Consider the following 15,500-nt stretch of genomic DNA (forward strand, 5'->3'; position numbering starts at 1 on the left):
CGTTAGAACACAGTTAAGGTTCGGTGAATTGCGGATTTACGTTGAAAGTTCTTGCGCGACGCGATGATACGCGGCTCGAAAACTCAGGCCCTCGTTCTGAACCAACTCAAAAGCGCGCGTGGCGGCGTGGATGCTCGGGTCGGTGATCGCTTTCGCCCGCGCGGCATCGAAGGTGATTTTGCCCAGCGCATACGCGGCCACATCAAGCACCAGGTGCGCGCGGTCAATCACGCGGAACAAGGGCTCCTTCATGAGTTGATAGTCGCGGTGATAGCCTGAAGTCAGCTTTTCGGTGAGCGTGAGAATCGCGATCAGGTCGGCCGTGGCCTGCGAGCCGTGCGCCCGAATGAGTTCGAACACGTCGGGGTTGCGCTTCTGCGGCATGATGCTGGAGCCGGTCGAGATCGAATCGTCGAGGCGGATGATACCGAACTCTTGGCTGGCGAAGAGGCATACATCCGCCGCCATTCGCCCGAGGTCGTGGAGAATTTGCGTCAGCGCAAAGGCGAGCGCCGACTCGGCCTTGCCTCGGCTGGTCTGGCAGGCGGTCACCGGTTGTTGCGGTGCGGCGAATCCGAGTTCCTCGCTCGTACGATCTCGGTCGAGCGACAGCCCGGGCGTGCCATAGCCCGCCGCCGAACCGAGCGGGCACAAGCTGGCAAGATCATCCGCCGCCCGTAGAAGGGCCAAGTTGGAGCGCAAGTTACTCGCGAATCCGCCCGCCCAAAGCGCTACCGAACTCGGCATCGCCTGTTGTAAGTGCGTGTATCCCGGAATCGAAATCTCGCCACTCGTAGCGGTGAGCTTGTCGAACGCCACGGCGACCTGTTCGAGCTGAGCCGTGAACTGCTCGATTTCGGCGCGCAGGTACAGCCGAATCGCGGTGAGCACCTGGTCGTTGCGACTGCGGCCCAAGTGAACCTTGCCGCCGAGATCGCCGAGTCGGGCGGTGAGTTGCGCCTCAATCGCGGTGTGGCAATCTTCCTGATCGAGCGAAATCTGCCATCCGCCCGCCTCGTGATCCAGGCCGACTTGAGCCAAGCCGTCGAGCAGTCCCTGCGCCTCCTCGGACGTCAGCAACCCTTTAGCCGCAAGCATGCGCACGTGCGCCCGGCTGGCGCGGATGTCGTGCGCCACAAGCCGCTGATCGAGCAGGTAATCGTGGCCGACCGTGAATTCGAGAATCTGTTGGTCGGTGGATTTGCCCTGCCCCCAAAGTCGCGGCGAACTCACGGCGTCACCATCGTGCCGCATCCTTCGTTGGTAAATAGCTCGGCCAAGACGCTGTCCGGATACTCGTACGAAATCACGTGCACCCGCTCGACCCCGCCGGTGAGCGCGGACTTGGCCGCGCCGGACTTGGGCAGCATCCCTGCGTGGACAACGCCCTTGGCTTCCAGGGCCTCGAGCTCGGCAATGGTGATTTCGCTCATGAGCGTCTCCGGCTTGTCCACGTCGCCCATAATCCCGCGCGGCTTCGTGATGAGAATCAGTTTGCTCGCGCCGAGCGCGACGGCAATCGCCGAAGCGACATCGTCGGCGTTGATGTTGAGCACCGTCCCGGCGTCGTCGGCAGCCAGCGAACTCACCACGGGCACGAAACCCTGCTCGACCATCATCCGTAGCGGTGACACATCGAGCGAGGCGATATCGCCAACCTGCCCGAAGTCCACCGTCTCGCCGGTGGGTAGCTTGCGCGGAGGTCGCTGCGTGGCTTTCACAATGCCGGCGTCAATGCCGCTCACTCCCAACACGTTGAGGTGTTGCGCTCGGCATGCGGCAAGAATTTTGGTGCGAACGGTTCCGTTGAGCGCCATCACCATCGCTTCCACCATCGCGGGCGAGGTCACCCGCCGCCCGGCTACAAAGTGCGACTCGACGCCGAGTTGCTCGCCGAGAGCCGTGGCTTGCGGGCCGCCGCCGTGGACAATCACCAACCCGATTCCGAGTTGGTGCAACACGTTGAGTTGCTCCACCAACTGCCGAAGCCGCGACTCGTCCTCCACGGCCTCGCCACCGACCTTGACGACGAGCAGCTGATTGCGAAACAGCCGCAGGTAGGGCACGGCAGTCTTAAGGGAGAGAAGGTTGGCTAGTTCCATGGAGTCAGGTTTTCGAGTTGAGAAATGAGGACGCTCTTTTGGGCGTGGAGTCGGTTTTCGGCTTGCTGAATGACCACCGAGCGCGGCCCATCGAGCACTTCGTCGGCGACCTTCACGTTGCGGCGAACCGGAAGACAGTGCATAAACTTGGCTTGCGGGTCGGCGGTGGCGAACCACGATTCGCGCACGCACCAGTCGCGTAGGTCGGCGCGCTTGGCCAGTTCGGCTTCGGGTTGGCCGTAGAATTCCGGGCTGCACCACGACTTGCAATAGAGCACCTGGGCGCCGTCCATCGCATCCGCGCGGTCGTGAGACGTGCGGATGTGCGCTCCGGCTTCGGTCATCATCGCCTCGGGCAGGTCGTAGCCCTCGGGGCATAGCACTGTGATGTCCATGCCTCGTAGTGCGGCCATGTTGAGCGCCGCGCGCGGAACCGCGTACGGCAGCGGCTTGGGGTGCCAAGCCCAGCTCAGGACGAACTTGCCGTTCGCGGGCACCTGCAACTCGTCCAGCGTCATCCAATCGGCGAGCGCCTGGCAAGGGTGGTCGCTGGCGGATTCCATGTTGATCACCGGCTTGGGACTCAGCGCGGCCAAGTGCCGCATGCGCTGGTCGGCCAAATCGGTGGCGATGTAGGTTTGGTCGGCGAACGAGCGGATGCCAAGCACGTCGCAGTAGGCAGCCAGAACCGGGATCGCCTCCCGGACGTGCTCCACGGCCGCTCCATCCATCACCGCGCCGTCATGAAACTCGAGCGTCCACGAACCCGCGCCGGGCTGGATGACGACGGACGTTCCGCCTTGCTGCCCGACCGCCGCCTGAAACGAGGCTAGCGTCCGCAGACTGGGATTCATAAACAGCAGGCCGATCACGCGCTTGTGGAGGCGGTCCCCATGCGGATTCGCTTTGAGTTCGCGCCCGAGGTCAACCAAGGCTTGAATCTGCTCGCGCGAGAAGTCGCGAAGAGAAAGGAAATGGTTCACGCCAGCACCTCGCGGAGCGCGGTCGTGAACGCCCCGACGTCGCTCGCCGAGATGATGAGCGGCGGCAGTAATCGGACGATGTTGGGGTTTTTGGCGTCTCCGGTGAGGAATCCGCGCTGTAGCAACTCGGTTCGAACCGGAGCCGCGGGTGTGTCCAAATGCAACCCAAGGAGCAAGCCACGACCCGTGACCTGTCGAACTCCGGCCTGCAAGCAGCCATGGATGAGTTGCTCGGACCGCTCTCGAACTTGCCCCAAGAACCCGGGCGCGCTCACGGCGTGGAGTACAGCTTGCATCGCCGCGCACGCGACCGGTCCGCCGCCGAAGGTCGTGCCGAGCATGCCGCGCTTGGCCACTGCGGCGACGGGTGCCGAGCACAGCACCGCCGCGACCGGGATGCCGCCGCCGAGGCCCTTGGCAACGGTGAGAATGTCGGGTTGCACCGCCGCGTGCTCGACGGCGAACATCGTGCCGCAGCGTCCGACGCCGGTTTGGACTTCGTCGGCGATGAGGAGAATGCCGCGCTCCTTGGCCAGGCGAGCCGCCGCTTGCAGAAACGCGGTTTCGCATTCCACGGCTCCGGCGACGCCTTGCACCGGCTCAAAAATGACTGCCGCCGTGTCGTCGGTCATGGCTTGGTCGAGCGCGGCAATGTCGTTGATCGGCACGCGGTCTACGGCAAATGGCGTCTGCGGAAACGCGTACCAACTCGCGTTGTGGTCGGTCACGGCACCCGCGGCCGCAGTGCGTCCGTGGAATCCGCCCTGCAAACAGGTCACTCGAGTGCGTCCGGTGTGCAAGAACGCCAGGCGCAGGGCGTTTTCGTTCGCTTCGGCACCGCTGTTAACCAAGAACGCATGGCCGAGCGGTGCCACCGACGCCAAGGTCGCCAAGGCTTCGCGGCGAATCGCGACGTCAACGGCATTGGTTTGGAAAATCAGTTGCTGCGCTTGGCTTTGGATGGCCGCGGTGAGCGCCGGATGCGCATAACCGAGAGCGGTCACCGCGTGACCGCCGTAAAAGTCAAGGTACACCTTCCCGTTCGAATCCCACACCTGACAGCCCGCGCCGCGCACAATCTCCACCGGGAGACGGGCGTAGACGTCGAGCTCGGTGGGCGCGTCAGATCCAGCCAGGAACGGCATTGACCAGGCCCTCCTTTTCGTCGAGGCTAAACAGGCGATTCATCCACTGCACCGCGCCGCCCGCCGCGCCCTTCACCAAGTTGTCGATGACCGACGTGATGACGACCTGGTTGCCGCTGACGGCCACGCCCAAGTGGCAGCGATTGCTGCCCACGATTTCCTTGAGAGTGGGCATTCCCGCCGCGACCTTGACGAACGGCGTATGTGCATAAAATGCAGAAATGAGGTCGGTTACAGCGGCGGTGGACATCGGCTTGCGAAGAGTCGCGAAGCACGTCGCATGAATCCCGCGGGCGAACGGCCCCGAGTGCGGCACAAAGGCGACGGTCAGGTCGGGCGCGTGGGCTTGCAGAAGCCGGCGGATCTCCGGCGTGTGGCGGTGCACCAGCGGTTGATACGCCCACATAGAGCTTTGGCGATGCGGATGGTGAGTGCCCGCGCCAAGTTGACGCCCCGCGCCCGTGCTCCCCGTGATGGCGCTGACCTGAACCTGCGGCTCAATGAGCTGGTTCGCGACGAGCGGCGCGATTGCGAGTGTTATGCCGGTGGTGAAGCAGCCTGGGTGCGAGATCATCGCTTCCGGCGTTTCCTTGTCCAGGTCCGGCAACCCGAAATGAAACTGCGGCAAGAGCGTTGGCCCCTCATGCGGCTTGCCATAAATCTGCTCGTACTCGGCGGCATCGCTGGTGCGGAAGTCCGCCGAGATATCCACGACGCGAGCCGACGTTCCGCCGGCCAAGAGTTCTTCTAGCACGCGCGCCGTTTCGCCATGCGGCATCGCGCTGAACAGGGCCACTTGCCGCTTGCCCGCCAATCGCGGCTTGGCGGATTCGAGATCAGTGAAGGTCAGGTCTTCGGCGACACCGGTGAGGTGCGGAAACACTTCGTCGATGCGCGTGCCGACCTGACTGGTGGATACCACCGATTCGATGCGGAAATAAGGGTGATTGAGCAAGAGGCCAAGGCATTCAGCGGCGACGTAGCCGCTGCCGCCCAGGACGATGGTGGGAATGGATTTGTTAAGCATGTGCAAGGGAAATGGTGTGGAGCAGGTGGTCGGTCAGGTCCTGTGGATCGTGGCGCGCGTTGATGCTGCGCACCTTGGTTTCGCGTTCGATCGCCGAGACGCCGGCGAGGTTGTCGGTGGCCGGCCCGGTGATGAGCGCGAGCGGAAGCTGGTGCCGATCGCGCACGAGGTTGGCGCCGCCGAGCGCGCCGACGGGGTCGGCGGCGGCGAGAATGACGCAGCGCAGGTGCGGCGCGATCTCGGGGTCGTCCAGAATCGCGCCGACGCCATAGTCGCCGATCAGCCCGTCGCCGAGTTCAAGCACAATCACGTCCGGCCGAGCCTGGGCGAGGCGGTGAATCATCTGCTTGGTGAGCGTTGGCGCGTTGCTGGCCTGGGTCGTGACAACGCCCAGGTCGGTGAAAATGACCACCTCGCTCGCGCCCGCGTCCTGCATGCCGAGGATGTCGCGGCGCAGACTCACGCCGGTGGTTTTGGCTGCGCTCACCTTGAGTCCGCGGTGCGTCAGTTGCTGAATCACCGTGAGGCACGCTTCGGTCTTGCCCGAGTTCATGCTCGTGCCGACCACCGCGATGATCGGTGGCAAGTCGCGCAGTTGCGTTGATGGAAGGCTCAGGTCGGCGGCGATGTTGGCCGGAACCCCACGTCGGCTGTTGAGGTCAGGGAACGCCATGACGTTCCCGATGACCTCGCACACGTGCGGCTGGCCGACCATCGGCGAATAGCTCGTGCAGGTGCCGAGCACGCCGCCAAGGTTTAGTAGGTTAATCTGGTCGCCGGTCTTGAGCGACGTTGGGATGACACCGGCATAGCCCTGAACCGCGTTTCGGTGGCCAAGCGCCCCGGCGATGATATCGCCCGGCTTGATCGTGGACATGCGGCCCGAAATGAGTTCGAGCGAGTTGTACTGCGACTTGCTCGTGAGCACGCGGACGGCAATGACATCACCCTCGCGGCAAGGGTACTGATCGTCCAGCCGAGCCTCGCGTCGCAGGTTACAGTTCAGCGTGACGCTGGCGATTTTGTCGAGCGTGACCGGTCTCACGAATCGCCTCCGGCGCGGCCATGGAGGATTCCGGCTAGGCCATAGAGGCGGCTAAAGCCCTTGGCGTCATCGGCGGTCCATTCGCCCATGGCCTCGCCGTACACGGCGCGCGAGGCGGCGTGCAAGGAGTGCGGCGAAGAAACTCCGGTGACGAACATGTTGCCGGGGCGAAGTTCGAATTTGACCTCACCGGTCACGCGCTGCTGCGAACTCAGGAAAAGCGCCTCGATTTCGCGGGCCGCGGGTTCGGTGAAAAGGCCCTCGTGGACCCACTCGCCGTAGCTCGCCGCCACGGTGTCCTTGAGCGCGATCTGGCGCTTCGTGAGGGTCAGCTTTTCGAGCTCGCGGTGGGCCGGCAGGATGACGCTCGCCGCCGGGGCTTCGAAGGCGACACGGCCCTTGATACCCAGGATGGTTTCGCCAAGATGGATGCCGCGGCCCAGGCCATAAGCCGCGGCCAACTGGTCAACGGCCAGAATAATCTGCACCGGCGAGCCGGTTACGCCGTCGAGCGCGACCGGTTCGCCTTGGCGAAACTCCAGCGTGTGAGTACTCGGTCGCAGGGCTTGTTCGAACGCGCCTTGGGTGCGCTGCCAAGCCTCGTTGGGGATGCTGAGCTCGGTGCCGGTGGTTTCCGCCCCGCCAATCGTCACACCCCACAGCCCCGAATTGATGCTGTAAGTCGCCTTCTGGCCGGGGAAGTCGAGCCCCTCGCTGGCCAGCAAAGCGAGTTGCTCGTCGCGTCGTGGCGCTTGGTCGCGAACTGGAGCCACGATTTCGACGCCCGGCGCCACCGTGCGCAGGGCGACTTCGAATCGGACTTGGTCGTTTCCGGCGGCGGTGCACCCGTGGGCAACCGCACCGGCTCCGATTTGGGCGGCGACTTTCGCGGTTTCGCGAGCCTGCAGCGCGCGCTCGGCTCCCACGCACAGCGGATAGAGTCCGCCGCGCAAGACGTTGCCGGCGATGAGCCAGCGAACGACCTCACGATAGAACAATTCGGTTGCGGGCACGACGATGTGCTCCGCCGCGCCGAGCTTCGCGCTGCGTTCGGCGATCTGGCCGAGTTCGTCCGGCGAGAATCCGCCAACGTCAACGGTTACGGTCGTGATTTCGTACCCGGCTTGGCGCAGAACCGGGATGCACCAACAGGTGTCGAGCCCGCCCGAGAAAGCAAGCGCGAGCTTCATGCCGTCGCTCCCAGCGCGCTCATCAGCGAGGCTTGGTCGGCGGCGGTGGCGGTGGCCACAAAGATTGTGTCGTCGCCCGCGACGGTGCCAACGATCTCCGAGCGACCTAAGTTGTCCAGTCTCACCGCGACTAACTGCGCCGCGCCGATCGCCGTGCGCAGTACGAGCAGGTTCGGCCCGGCGGGTTTGAGCGACACCAGACCCAGTTCCTGGCTCTGCGGCGGCGTCGGCAGCATGTAGCGGCCACGTTGCTTTTGTACGCCCAGGTCGGCCAGGTCCCGGCTGACGCTGCTTTGCGTGACCGCGTAGCCCGCCTGGGTCAGGCTGGTCTGCAGGTCCTCTTGCGAGCGCACCTCCTGCGCCGTGAGCAGGGAGCGGATGAGCTGCAGCCGTGCGTCCTTTGTCTGTGACATGTGCATATTATGTGCATAATATGCAAAATTGTCAACCCCCAGACTTGGGTTATACTCGCAGCATGAGGAAGGTTGCGCCCTGGCTAATGCTTTGGTGCCTGCTCGTGGGTCTCGTCCACGACCTCTTGCCGCACCATCATCACGGGTCGGCGGGCGCGGTGAGCGCCGAGCTTTGCTTCACGCAGGTTCACGGTCCTCATCAGGCCAATATTGAGTGTGGAGACCATGGCTGCCACGAGGAGATTTCTGGGCACGAAGATCGCGTCGCGGCCCAAACTCGGTCGCGCAACCTGGTGGTTGAGCCCTTCACTTGCAACCCCGTCGTGGCGTTGGGCATCGCGTTTCCGAGCCACACAATTCGCGAGCCCTTCATCGATCCGGTCGCTCAGGTGGCCAGTGGAGAAGGGGAGCATCGGCCCAATCGTGGCCCGCCCGCGCTAGTTCTTAGCTAGCGCGACGAAGGTGTTTTGGCCGGCCGACGTCGCCGTTTTCGGCATGTTCGGCCCCGATGACCAATCCCTTCAATGAAAGCAACTCGAATATTTTCCCTCGTAATTTTAACAGGGTCTTTCCATGCCTTGGCATTCGGCCAAGACTTGGGTGACCTGGTGCAAGTCGCGCTCAGCAAGAGCCAGCGCATCGCGGCTCAACGCCACTTGGTGCGGGAGGCCGAACTGGCGGCCGGATCGCTGCGATCCCCGCTCAACCCCGAACTCGAGATCGCCCCGGGGGTGGGGTTCACCAACTCTGGCTTCGCGTTGGGGCAAAGCTTCGATGTCTCGGGCCAGCGTCGCGCGCTTGCCCAGATGGCCTTGACGTCCGTGTCGCTGGCCCAGGCCGAGGTCCGCAAAACGGAGCTTGAGGTCGGCGCGCAGGTGGTCGAGCAGTTGATGCGACACGCCGCGGCTCGCCGCGAGGCGGCCCTGGCTCAGACTGCGCTGAACCTCGCACGGACCACGCGCGACGCCGTGAAAAAGCGGCAGGAGATCGGCGAAGTCCCAGCGATTCAAACCAGTCGCGCCGAGCTTCAGGTGATCCGCGCCGAGCAGACCCTTGCCATCGCGCAGGCGCAGGTCGCCGATCAGAAACTCGCGCTGGGATTTTGGTTCGACTCCTCGATCACCGATAGCCTGGAAGACGAACTGACCTTCGACAACACGGTTGACGGCAAGCCCAATCGGCCCGAGTCGGCGATCGCCATGGCTCACGTCGGGGTTGCGCTAGCCGACGAGCAGGTCGCCCGACGGGAGTCGGCGCCCAAGCTTTTCGTCGGTATCGCCGCCGACACGTGGAGTCTGGATCGACGACCTTTTCGTAGCGAGAACATTGGCCTGCAAGCGCGGTTGACGATGCAGCCGTTTGACCGTCGCACCAACCGCAAGCAGGTGCAATCCAAGGAGGCGGCCACCCGCGCCGCCCGGGCCGAGCTTGTCGAAATCGACCGCCGCATTGCCTTGGAGGTGGCGCGGGCGCAAGCCGAACTGGCCGCCGCCCAAGCCGTACGGGAGCGATACGCGAGCGGGGTTGTGCCCCGAGCCGCCGAACTGGTGCGAGCCATGCAAGACGGCTACACGCAGGGATTCGTGACCCTTCTGGAACTCCTTGAGGCGCAGAACACGCTCGCCGAAACCGCAACCGAAGCCTCGGCGGCGACGCTCCGATTCCAGTTGGCCCAACTCAAACTCATGACCGCCTTGGGGCAAGTCCCGGGCACGGAGGTGACGCGATGAAACGAACCTTACTGTTGACATCGCTGCTTCTTGCGGCGACCATGGCTCGAGCGGGCGAGGAAGATCACGCGCATGGGCCGGACGGTCGGCACCTTCCGCCCACCCAGACCACCTCGAATCCGGAATCGCAACTGCTGAGTCACCACGACCTTCGGATTGAGGGCGCGGACGGCAAGTCCATGCTCGGCTGCACCGTGGAGAGCAAGATTTGGCGCAAGGACAAGCCGAGCGAAATCGTGCACACCGAGGCGAACGCCTATGAGGCGGAGAACGAGGTTTACGGCTCGCACATGACTTATCGCGCGCCCGGCGAGTACGTGATTTCGGAGGGCATTACATTCCCCGATGGCCGTAAGACGACGGTCGAGTTTCCGATTATTGTTGCGGCGGAACAAGCCGCTGCCGCCGAAGACGAGCATGCTCACGGGCCGAACTATCTGGCCATTGTCGGCGGAATTCTCGGCGTTGGCGCGGCTCTAGTGATCGCTTTCCGCATGGGTAAACGGAGCGGACGCGGCCCGATGGTGGCCATGCTTTTGCTCAGCGGCGTGCTGGTCACTGGGCCACGCGCGCAGGAATCCGAGGCGGCGCATGCGCACGGACCCGATGGTCGGCACATCATTCCGATGGCCAGCAAGGGTTCGGTCGGGCCGAAACTGCCTGCTTACGTGGGCCAAGCGGGTTCGGAATCCCAAACGAAAACTGTTGAGGGCGTGAAGTTCACCCTCACGATAGAGAACGAAGAAACTGTCCCCGACCCCGACGTCGTGCAACTTTCCGAGCAGGAAGTCCGGCTCACCGGACTGAAAACTGCCCAGGTGCAGGTGTCGCCTGCCGCGGGCGGCATGTACGCCACCGGGCGAGTGCAGGCCAACCCGAACGGGCGGGTGATTGTAAACTCGCGAACCGGCGGTCGTGTGCTGACGCTTAGCGCGTTGCCGGGCACCGAGGTGCGAAAGGGCCAGGTTCTGGCGGTGCTTGAAAGCACCGAATTGGCCGATGCGCAAGCCTCCATGAGTGCGGCAATTGCCGACCAGCGGCAAGTGGCGGCCGCCGTGCAAAGCGCTCGCTCGGCGATTGCCGCGGCCGAGAGTCGCGTAGCGACCGCGGAGCGAACCCTCGCTCGGCAACGACAGTTTGCAAAGGCGGGAGAATTTAGTTCGCCGACGCTTGAAGCAGCCAAAGCCGAAGCATCTCGGGTCGCCGCAGAACTCAGTTCGGCGCGGACTCGATTGATGGCCACTGAGGCGACGGTGGGGCGGTTGGCGCGTGGCGTGGCGAGCGGTGTTGTGGCTCAGCGCGAACTTGATGCCGCGCGCGCCGAAGTCGCGTTGGCCAATACCGCGCTCGGAAATGCCCATCGCCAGGATGCCGTGGCGAAGGCGGCGCTCGCCCGCGAACAAGGGATCGCCAAGCAAGGCTTGCGCGACGCGAAGGAAGTTGAACAAGCCGCGGCGGACCTGAGCCAAGCTCGGGCCGAACTCACGAGTCGGCGCAGTGACCTGACTCGGGCCATCGCCGATCAGGCTCGCGCGGCAACCGCGCTGCGGATTAGCGGCGATCAGGTTCGCCTGCTTGGCGGGCGACCCGGCGGCGGCCATCGCATTAGCATCACGGCGCCCATTTCGGGCGAAGTGGAATCGCGGTCGGTCAGCCTCGGCGAGACCATCGCGAGCGGGCAGCAACTCTTTGAGCTGCTCAATGCGAGCGTGGTTTGGGTGATCTGCGACATCTACGAAAAAGACATTCGCCGGGTGCAGATCGGTCAGCATGTGGACGTCGTGGCCGATGCGCTGCCAGGGCTGACTTTCCCCGGCGAGATCGCGTTTGTCCACAACGAGGTCGAGGAGAAAACTCGCACCACCAAGGTACGCGTGGCGATCAACAATCCCGGCGAGCGGCTGAAGCAAAACATGTTCGTGCGAGCCCAAATCGGCATCGAATCGGGCCGCCAAGTGACGGTTCCCACGAGCGCCGTTCAGATCGTTAAGGGCATGTCCATGGTCTTTCTCAAGCAGGGTGAAGGCGTGTTCCGCAAACACATCGTGCAGGTGCAGAGCACCCTCGGCGACAAGACGATTTTGCGGACGGAGCTACCGCCCGCGAGCGTTGTGGTCACCGACGGGTCTTACCAGTTGGCGGCGATTGCCGGGAGTCGGTAAATGTTGAACCGACTGATTGAATTGAGCCTGCGCCAGCGGGTTCTGGTGGTGGTACTCGCCATCATGGTGTGCCTTGGCGGGGTCGCCACGGTCATGCGCATGGACGTGGACGTGTTGCCCGACCTTAACCGGCCGGTGGTCACCGTGATGACCGAGGCGCACGGCATGGCGCCGGAGGAAACCGAGGCGCTCGTTTCGTTCCCCATCGAAACCATGATGAACGGCGCGACCGGCGTACAGCGGGTCCGCTCGGCGAGCAGCGCCGGGTTCAGCATCGTGTTTGTCGAGTTCGATTGGGGGATGGACATCTTCCGGGCGCGGCAGATTGTTAGCGAAAAGCTGCAACTCGCGCAGGCGCGGTTGCCGCAAGGATCGGTGGCGTCGCTGGCTCCAATCAGCTCGATCATGGGCGAGATCATGCTGGTCTCGCTCTCGAGCAAATCGGGCAAAACCACACCGCTCGACCTACGCGCGCAAGCCGACTTTGTGGTGCGTCCGCGGCTGCTCGCGGTGCCCGGAGTTTCGCAGGTGGTGCCGATCGGCGGCGGAACAAAGCAGTATCAAATCCTCACCACGCCCGAGCGTCTTAAGAGCGCCGATGTGACCGTGGACGAACTGGTTGAGGCAGCGAAAAACAGCAATGTCAACGCCGGGGCCGGCTTCGTTCAGGAGGCTCATCAAGAGTCGGTGGTTCGGATTTTGGGTCGAGTGCGCGATCTGGACGACATCGCGCAGACGCCGATCAAGTCGGTGGATGGCGTGCCGGTTACGATCGGCCAAGTCGCCGATTTGCAGTTTGCCAAGGGGCAGCCTCGCGGCGACGCCAGCGTAGATGGGCGGGCCGCGGTGATCCTTTCGGTGCAGAAGCAGCCCGACGCCAACACGCTTGCGCTGACCAAGAACCTGGATCGCGCGCTAGCCGAGGTGGGCGCCACCTTGCCCGACGACATCGAGCTGAACAAGAACCTGTTCCGGCAGGAGACGTTCATTAACACCGCGATCCGCAACGTGGTTCGGGCGCTGGTTGAGGCTGGACTCATCGTGCTGGTGATCGTGCTCGGGTTCTTGCTGAACGTCCGTGCCACGCTCATCTCGCTCGTGAGCATCCCGGTCTCGTTCATCGTCACCATGTTGCTGCTCGACCGGTTCGGCATCAGCGTCAACACGATGACGCTGGGCGGGCTCGCCATCGCCATCGGCTTGGTCGTGGATGACAGCATCGTGGACGTGGAGAACGTGGTGCGCCGCTTGCGGTTGAACGCTCTCTCGGCGGAGCCGCAGTCGCCGCTGCGCGTGATTTATCATGCCAGCGCCGAGGTGCGAAACAGCATCGTCTTTGCGACGCTGATCATCGTGCTCGTGTTCGTGCCGCTGCTCTCGCTAGAAGGCATGGAAGGGCGCGTGTTCTTGCCGCTCGGACTCGCCTTTATCTTCTCGATGATGGCCTCGCTGTTGGTCTCGCTGACCCTCACGCCGGCACTTTGTGCGTTGCTACTGCGGCATTCGCGTCCGGCCGCCGAGGAGCACGAACCCAAGCTGGTCGCGTGGCTCAAAAAGCTCAACGCCCCGTTGGTTCGTTGGTCGATCCGACATCCTTGGACAGTGATGGGCGCGACGGCGGTGATCTCGATTGGCGCGCTCGCCTGCCTGCCGCTGCTGGGGCGGGAATTCTTGCCCAAGTTCAACGAGGGTTCGCTCGCGATCGCCGCTACGTTACCGCCCGGCACGAGTCTCGGCGAGAGCAACCGGATTGCGACGATCATTGAGAAAGCGGCCCTCACGGTGCCGGAGGTGACGCACGTTGGACGCCGCACAGGGCGGGCAGAACTCGACGAACACGCGGAAGGTGTGAACCACTCCGAGCTGGATATCGGGCTCCGAAACTCCAAACGAGGAAAGGACGCGGCGGCGAAGGAACTCCGCGAAAAGCTGGGCGAGATTCCCGGCGTGTATATGGCATTTGGTCAACCGATTAGTCACCGACTCGACCACCTTTCCTCGGGCGTGAGGGCAGCCTTGGCGGTCAAAGTCTTCGGGCCGGATCTCGATGAATTGCGCCGCTTGGCCAAGGACGTTGAAGCCACGATGCGCACGATTCCGGGCGTGGTGGATCTGCAGATTGAGCCGCAAGTGGAGGTGCCGCAGTACAGCATCAGCATTGATCGCGCGGCGGCGGGTCGCTACGGCGTCACGCCGGAGCACTTGGCGGAGACGCTCGAAGTGGCGATCGGCGGGCACGTGGTTTCGCAGGTGTTGCAGGGTCAGCTGACCTTTGATCTCGCCGTGTGGTTTGCGCCTGAGGCTCGGCGCGACCTCGCGGCTATGCAGTCCATGCTCATCAACACACCCGCCGGCGTGGCAATTCCGCTTTCGCAAGTGGCGACGGTGCGTCGCGAAACTGGCCCCAACACGATCAATCGTGAGAACGCCTCGCGACGAATTGTGGTGCAGGCGAATGTGGAGGGGCGCGACCTCGACGGCGTCGTGCGAGAACTCCAATCGAACCTCGGGACCAAGCAAAAGGCGTGGCCGCGCGGTTACTACGTCGAGTTCGGCGGGCAGTTCCAATCGCAGCAGAGCGCGATGGCCCGGATCCTTCTGCTCGGCGGATTCACCGTCATCGGGGTGTTCTTGCTACTGCAACTGGCGCTGAAATCGTGGCGGCTTGCGCTCCAGGTGATGGTCAACCTGCCCATGGCGATGGTCGGTGGGGTGGTCGCGCTGCTTCTCACCGGCGGAATCCTCTCGGTGGCGTCCATGGTCGGGTTCATCACCTTGTTCGGCATCGTCACGCGCAACGGCATCATGATGCTGGCGCACTATATGCACCTGATGCGCGAGGAAGGCGAGGAGTTCAGCGAGGCCATGATTGTCCGGGGCACCCAGGAGCGGCTTGCGCCGGTGCTCATGACCGCGCTCGCCGCCGCGCTCGGGTTGCTGCCGCTGGCCATTAGTTTTGGTCAGCCCGGCAAGGAGTTGCTGCAGCCAATCGCGGTCGTGATTTTGGGCGGCTTGCTGTTCAGCACGTTCCTGGATCAGGTCGTGATGCCGGCGATGTTTTGGGTGTTCGGACGCCACGAGCGGCCGACCGAACCGGACTTCGTCTAAGGCTGTGGGCGGAGCGTGTCGAGGATGCGCTCCGCCCAACCGGGTTCGGCGTTTATGGGTTGAACAACCCACTCGCGGACAATCCGCAGCCAGGCGATGCGGGCCCGGGTTTCCAGCACCGACGACACCGTGGCGAGCGCCCCAAAGTAGTCGCCGATGTCCTCGTTTTGCGGGATCAAACCCTCGCAGCGCCGTTCAAACTCCTGGAGCTTGCGGATCGATACATCGATGAAGGCGAGCCGATCGGCGGGCGAAAGTGCCTCCAGAAAAAAGAACCGCAGGCGCAGCAGATCGGCGGAGTGGGCGACATCCATCATCGGCACGTCGGGGCCAACCCAATCGGCCAAGACTCGCTGGCCTTCGGGCGTGATCTGAACCCGGCCATCTTCGAGCGACTCGATGAGGCCGAGTTTCAGCAAGCGTTTCGCGACCGAATACGCGGTTCCGGCCCGCGATTTGTGATAGGTGCTCGCCGAGGAGGAGAGTTCCATCATCACCGCGTAGGTGGTGCTGGGTCCGCGCAGATACGTCATGCCGAGCACGGTCATTTCGATCGTCGAAAACTTTCTGGCAGCCATGGTCAAAATCCTGGAAC

The 15,500-nt window shown here is 63.7% G+C and carries 13 protein-coding genes; 4 read left to right on the forward strand and 9 right to left on the reverse strand.

The annotated features are described in order from the left end of the window. Positions 1-36 precede the first annotated feature (36 nt). From argH to JNJ45_02265, 8 genes are read right to left on the reverse strand one after another with little or no spacing between them, the layout of a single operon-like run. Positions 37-1,254, reverse strand: a complete 1,218-nt coding sequence (gene argH / locus JNJ45_02230) for an argininosuccinate lyase (protein MBL8047477.1) — start codon at positions 1,252-1,254, stop codon at positions 37-39. Continuing rightward, complete coding sequence (gene argB, locus JNJ45_02235) at positions 1,230-2,102, reverse strand: acetylglutamate kinase (GenBank protein MBL8047478.1); 873 nt, start codon at positions 2,100-2,102, stop codon at positions 1,230-1,232. Before argB ends, argH begins: the two co-directional genes overlap by 25 nt. Further along, entirely contained in the window at positions 2,093-3,085 is a 993-nt protein-coding gene (locus JNJ45_02240) for an N-acetylornithine carbamoyltransferase (protein ID MBL8047479.1), read from the reverse strand. Before JNJ45_02240 ends, argB begins: the two co-directional genes overlap by 10 nt. Beyond that, on the reverse strand, positions 3,082-4,230 hold the full coding sequence (locus tag JNJ45_02245) for an aminotransferase class III-fold pyridoxal phosphate-dependent enzyme (GenBank protein ID MBL8047480.1): 1,149 nt from the start codon (positions 4,228-4,230) through the stop codon (positions 3,082-3,084). The genes JNJ45_02240 and JNJ45_02245 overlap by 4 nt, the downstream gene beginning before the upstream one ends. Continuing rightward, on the reverse strand, positions 4,208-5,257 hold the full coding sequence (argC, locus tag JNJ45_02250) for an N-acetyl-gamma-glutamyl-phosphate reductase (GenBank protein MBL8047481.1): 1,050 nt from the start codon (positions 5,255-5,257) through the stop codon (positions 4,208-4,210). Before argC ends, JNJ45_02245 begins: the two co-directional genes overlap by 23 nt. Then, positions 5,250-6,302 (reverse strand): molybdopterin-guanine dinucleotide biosynthesis protein MobB, encoded by a 1,053-nt coding sequence (locus JNJ45_02255; GenBank protein MBL8047482.1) that lies wholly within the window; start codon positions 6,300-6,302, stop codon positions 5,250-5,252. Before JNJ45_02255 ends, argC begins: the two co-directional genes overlap by 8 nt. Beyond that, entirely contained in the window at positions 6,299-7,492 is a 1,194-nt protein-coding gene (argG, locus tag JNJ45_02260) for an argininosuccinate synthase (protein ID MBL8047483.1), read from the reverse strand. The genes JNJ45_02255 and argG overlap by 4 nt, the downstream gene beginning before the upstream one ends. Next, entirely contained in the window at positions 7,489-7,905 is a 417-nt protein-coding gene (locus JNJ45_02265) for a hypothetical protein (protein ID MBL8047484.1), read from the reverse strand. Before JNJ45_02265 ends, argG begins: the two co-directional genes overlap by 4 nt. Positions 7,906-7,967: 62 nt before the next feature. On the opposite strand from JNJ45_02265, the gene JNJ45_02270 reads away from it, so the two are divergent. The 4 genes from JNJ45_02270 (at position 7,968) to JNJ45_02285 (ending at position 14,905) form a co-directional block, all read left to right on the forward strand. Continuing rightward, entirely contained in the window at positions 7,968-8,357 is a 390-nt protein-coding gene (locus JNJ45_02270; protein MBL8047485.1) for a hypothetical protein, read from the forward strand. Positions 8,358-8,513: 156 nt separating this feature from the next. Next, positions 8,514-9,635 (forward strand): TolC family protein, encoded by a 1,122-nt coding sequence (locus tag JNJ45_02275; protein MBL8047486.1) that lies wholly within the window; start codon positions 8,514-8,516, stop codon positions 9,633-9,635. After that, the gene (locus JNJ45_02280) at positions 9,632-11,797 is read left to right on the forward strand and encodes an efflux RND transporter periplasmic adaptor subunit (protein MBL8047487.1); all 2,166 of its coding nucleotides are present in this window, start codon (positions 9,632-9,634) and stop codon (positions 11,795-11,797) included. The genes JNJ45_02275 and JNJ45_02280 overlap by 4 nt, the downstream gene beginning before the upstream one ends. Beyond that, entirely contained in the window at positions 11,798-14,905 is a 3,108-nt protein-coding gene (locus tag JNJ45_02285) for an efflux RND transporter permease subunit (GenBank protein ID MBL8047488.1), read from the forward strand. It begins immediately after the preceding gene. Here JNJ45_02285 and JNJ45_02290 read toward each other — a convergent pair. Further along, positions 14,902-15,483 (reverse strand): PadR family transcriptional regulator, encoded by a 582-nt coding sequence (locus JNJ45_02290; protein MBL8047489.1) that lies wholly within the window; start codon positions 15,481-15,483, stop codon positions 14,902-14,904. The genes JNJ45_02285 and JNJ45_02290 overlap by 4 nt on opposite strands. Between the last annotated feature and the right edge of the window lie 17 nt (positions 15,484-15,500).

The sequence above is a fragment of the Chthonomonas sp. genome, assembly GCA_016788425.1.
Classification (GTDB): domain Bacteria; phylum Armatimonadota; class Fimbriimonadia; order Fimbriimonadales; family Fimbriimonadaceae; genus JAEURQ01.

Bases quoted from the DNA above. Each gene is read 5' to 3' on its own strand.
- argG (MBL8047483.1), bottom strand. From the start codon at position 7,492: ATGAAGCTCGCGCTTGCTTTCTCGGGCGGGCTCGACACCTGTTGGTGC.
- argH (MBL8047477.1), bottom strand. From the start codon at position 1,254: ATGCGGCACGATGGTGACGCCGTGAGTTCGCCGCGACTTTGGGGGCAG.
- JNJ45_02265 (MBL8047484.1), bottom strand. From the start codon at position 7,905: ATGTCACAGACAAAGGACGCACGGCTGCAGCTCATCCGCTCCCTGCTC.
- argB (MBL8047478.1), bottom strand. From the start codon at position 2,102: ATGGAACTAGCCAACCTTCTCTCCCTTAAGACTGCCGTGCCCTACCTG.
- JNJ45_02280 (MBL8047487.1), top strand. From the start codon at position 9,632: ATGAAACGAACCTTACTGTTGACATCGCTGCTTCTTGCGGCGACCATG.
- JNJ45_02290 (MBL8047489.1), bottom strand. From the start codon at position 15,483: ATGGCTGCCAGAAAGTTTTCGACGATCGAAATGACCGTGCTCGGCATG.
- JNJ45_02270 (MBL8047485.1), top strand. From the start codon at position 7,968: ATGAGGAAGGTTGCGCCCTGGCTAATGCTTTGGTGCCTGCTCGTGGGT.
- JNJ45_02245 (MBL8047480.1), bottom strand. From the start codon at position 4,230: ATGCCGTTCCTGGCTGGATCTGACGCGCCCACCGAGCTCGACGTCTAC.
- argC (MBL8047481.1), bottom strand. From the start codon at position 5,257: ATGCTTAACAAATCCATTCCCACCATCGTCCTGGGCGGCAGCGGCTAC.
- JNJ45_02285 (MBL8047488.1), top strand. From the start codon at position 11,798: ATGTTGAACCGACTGATTGAATTGAGCCTGCGCCAGCGGGTTCTGGTG.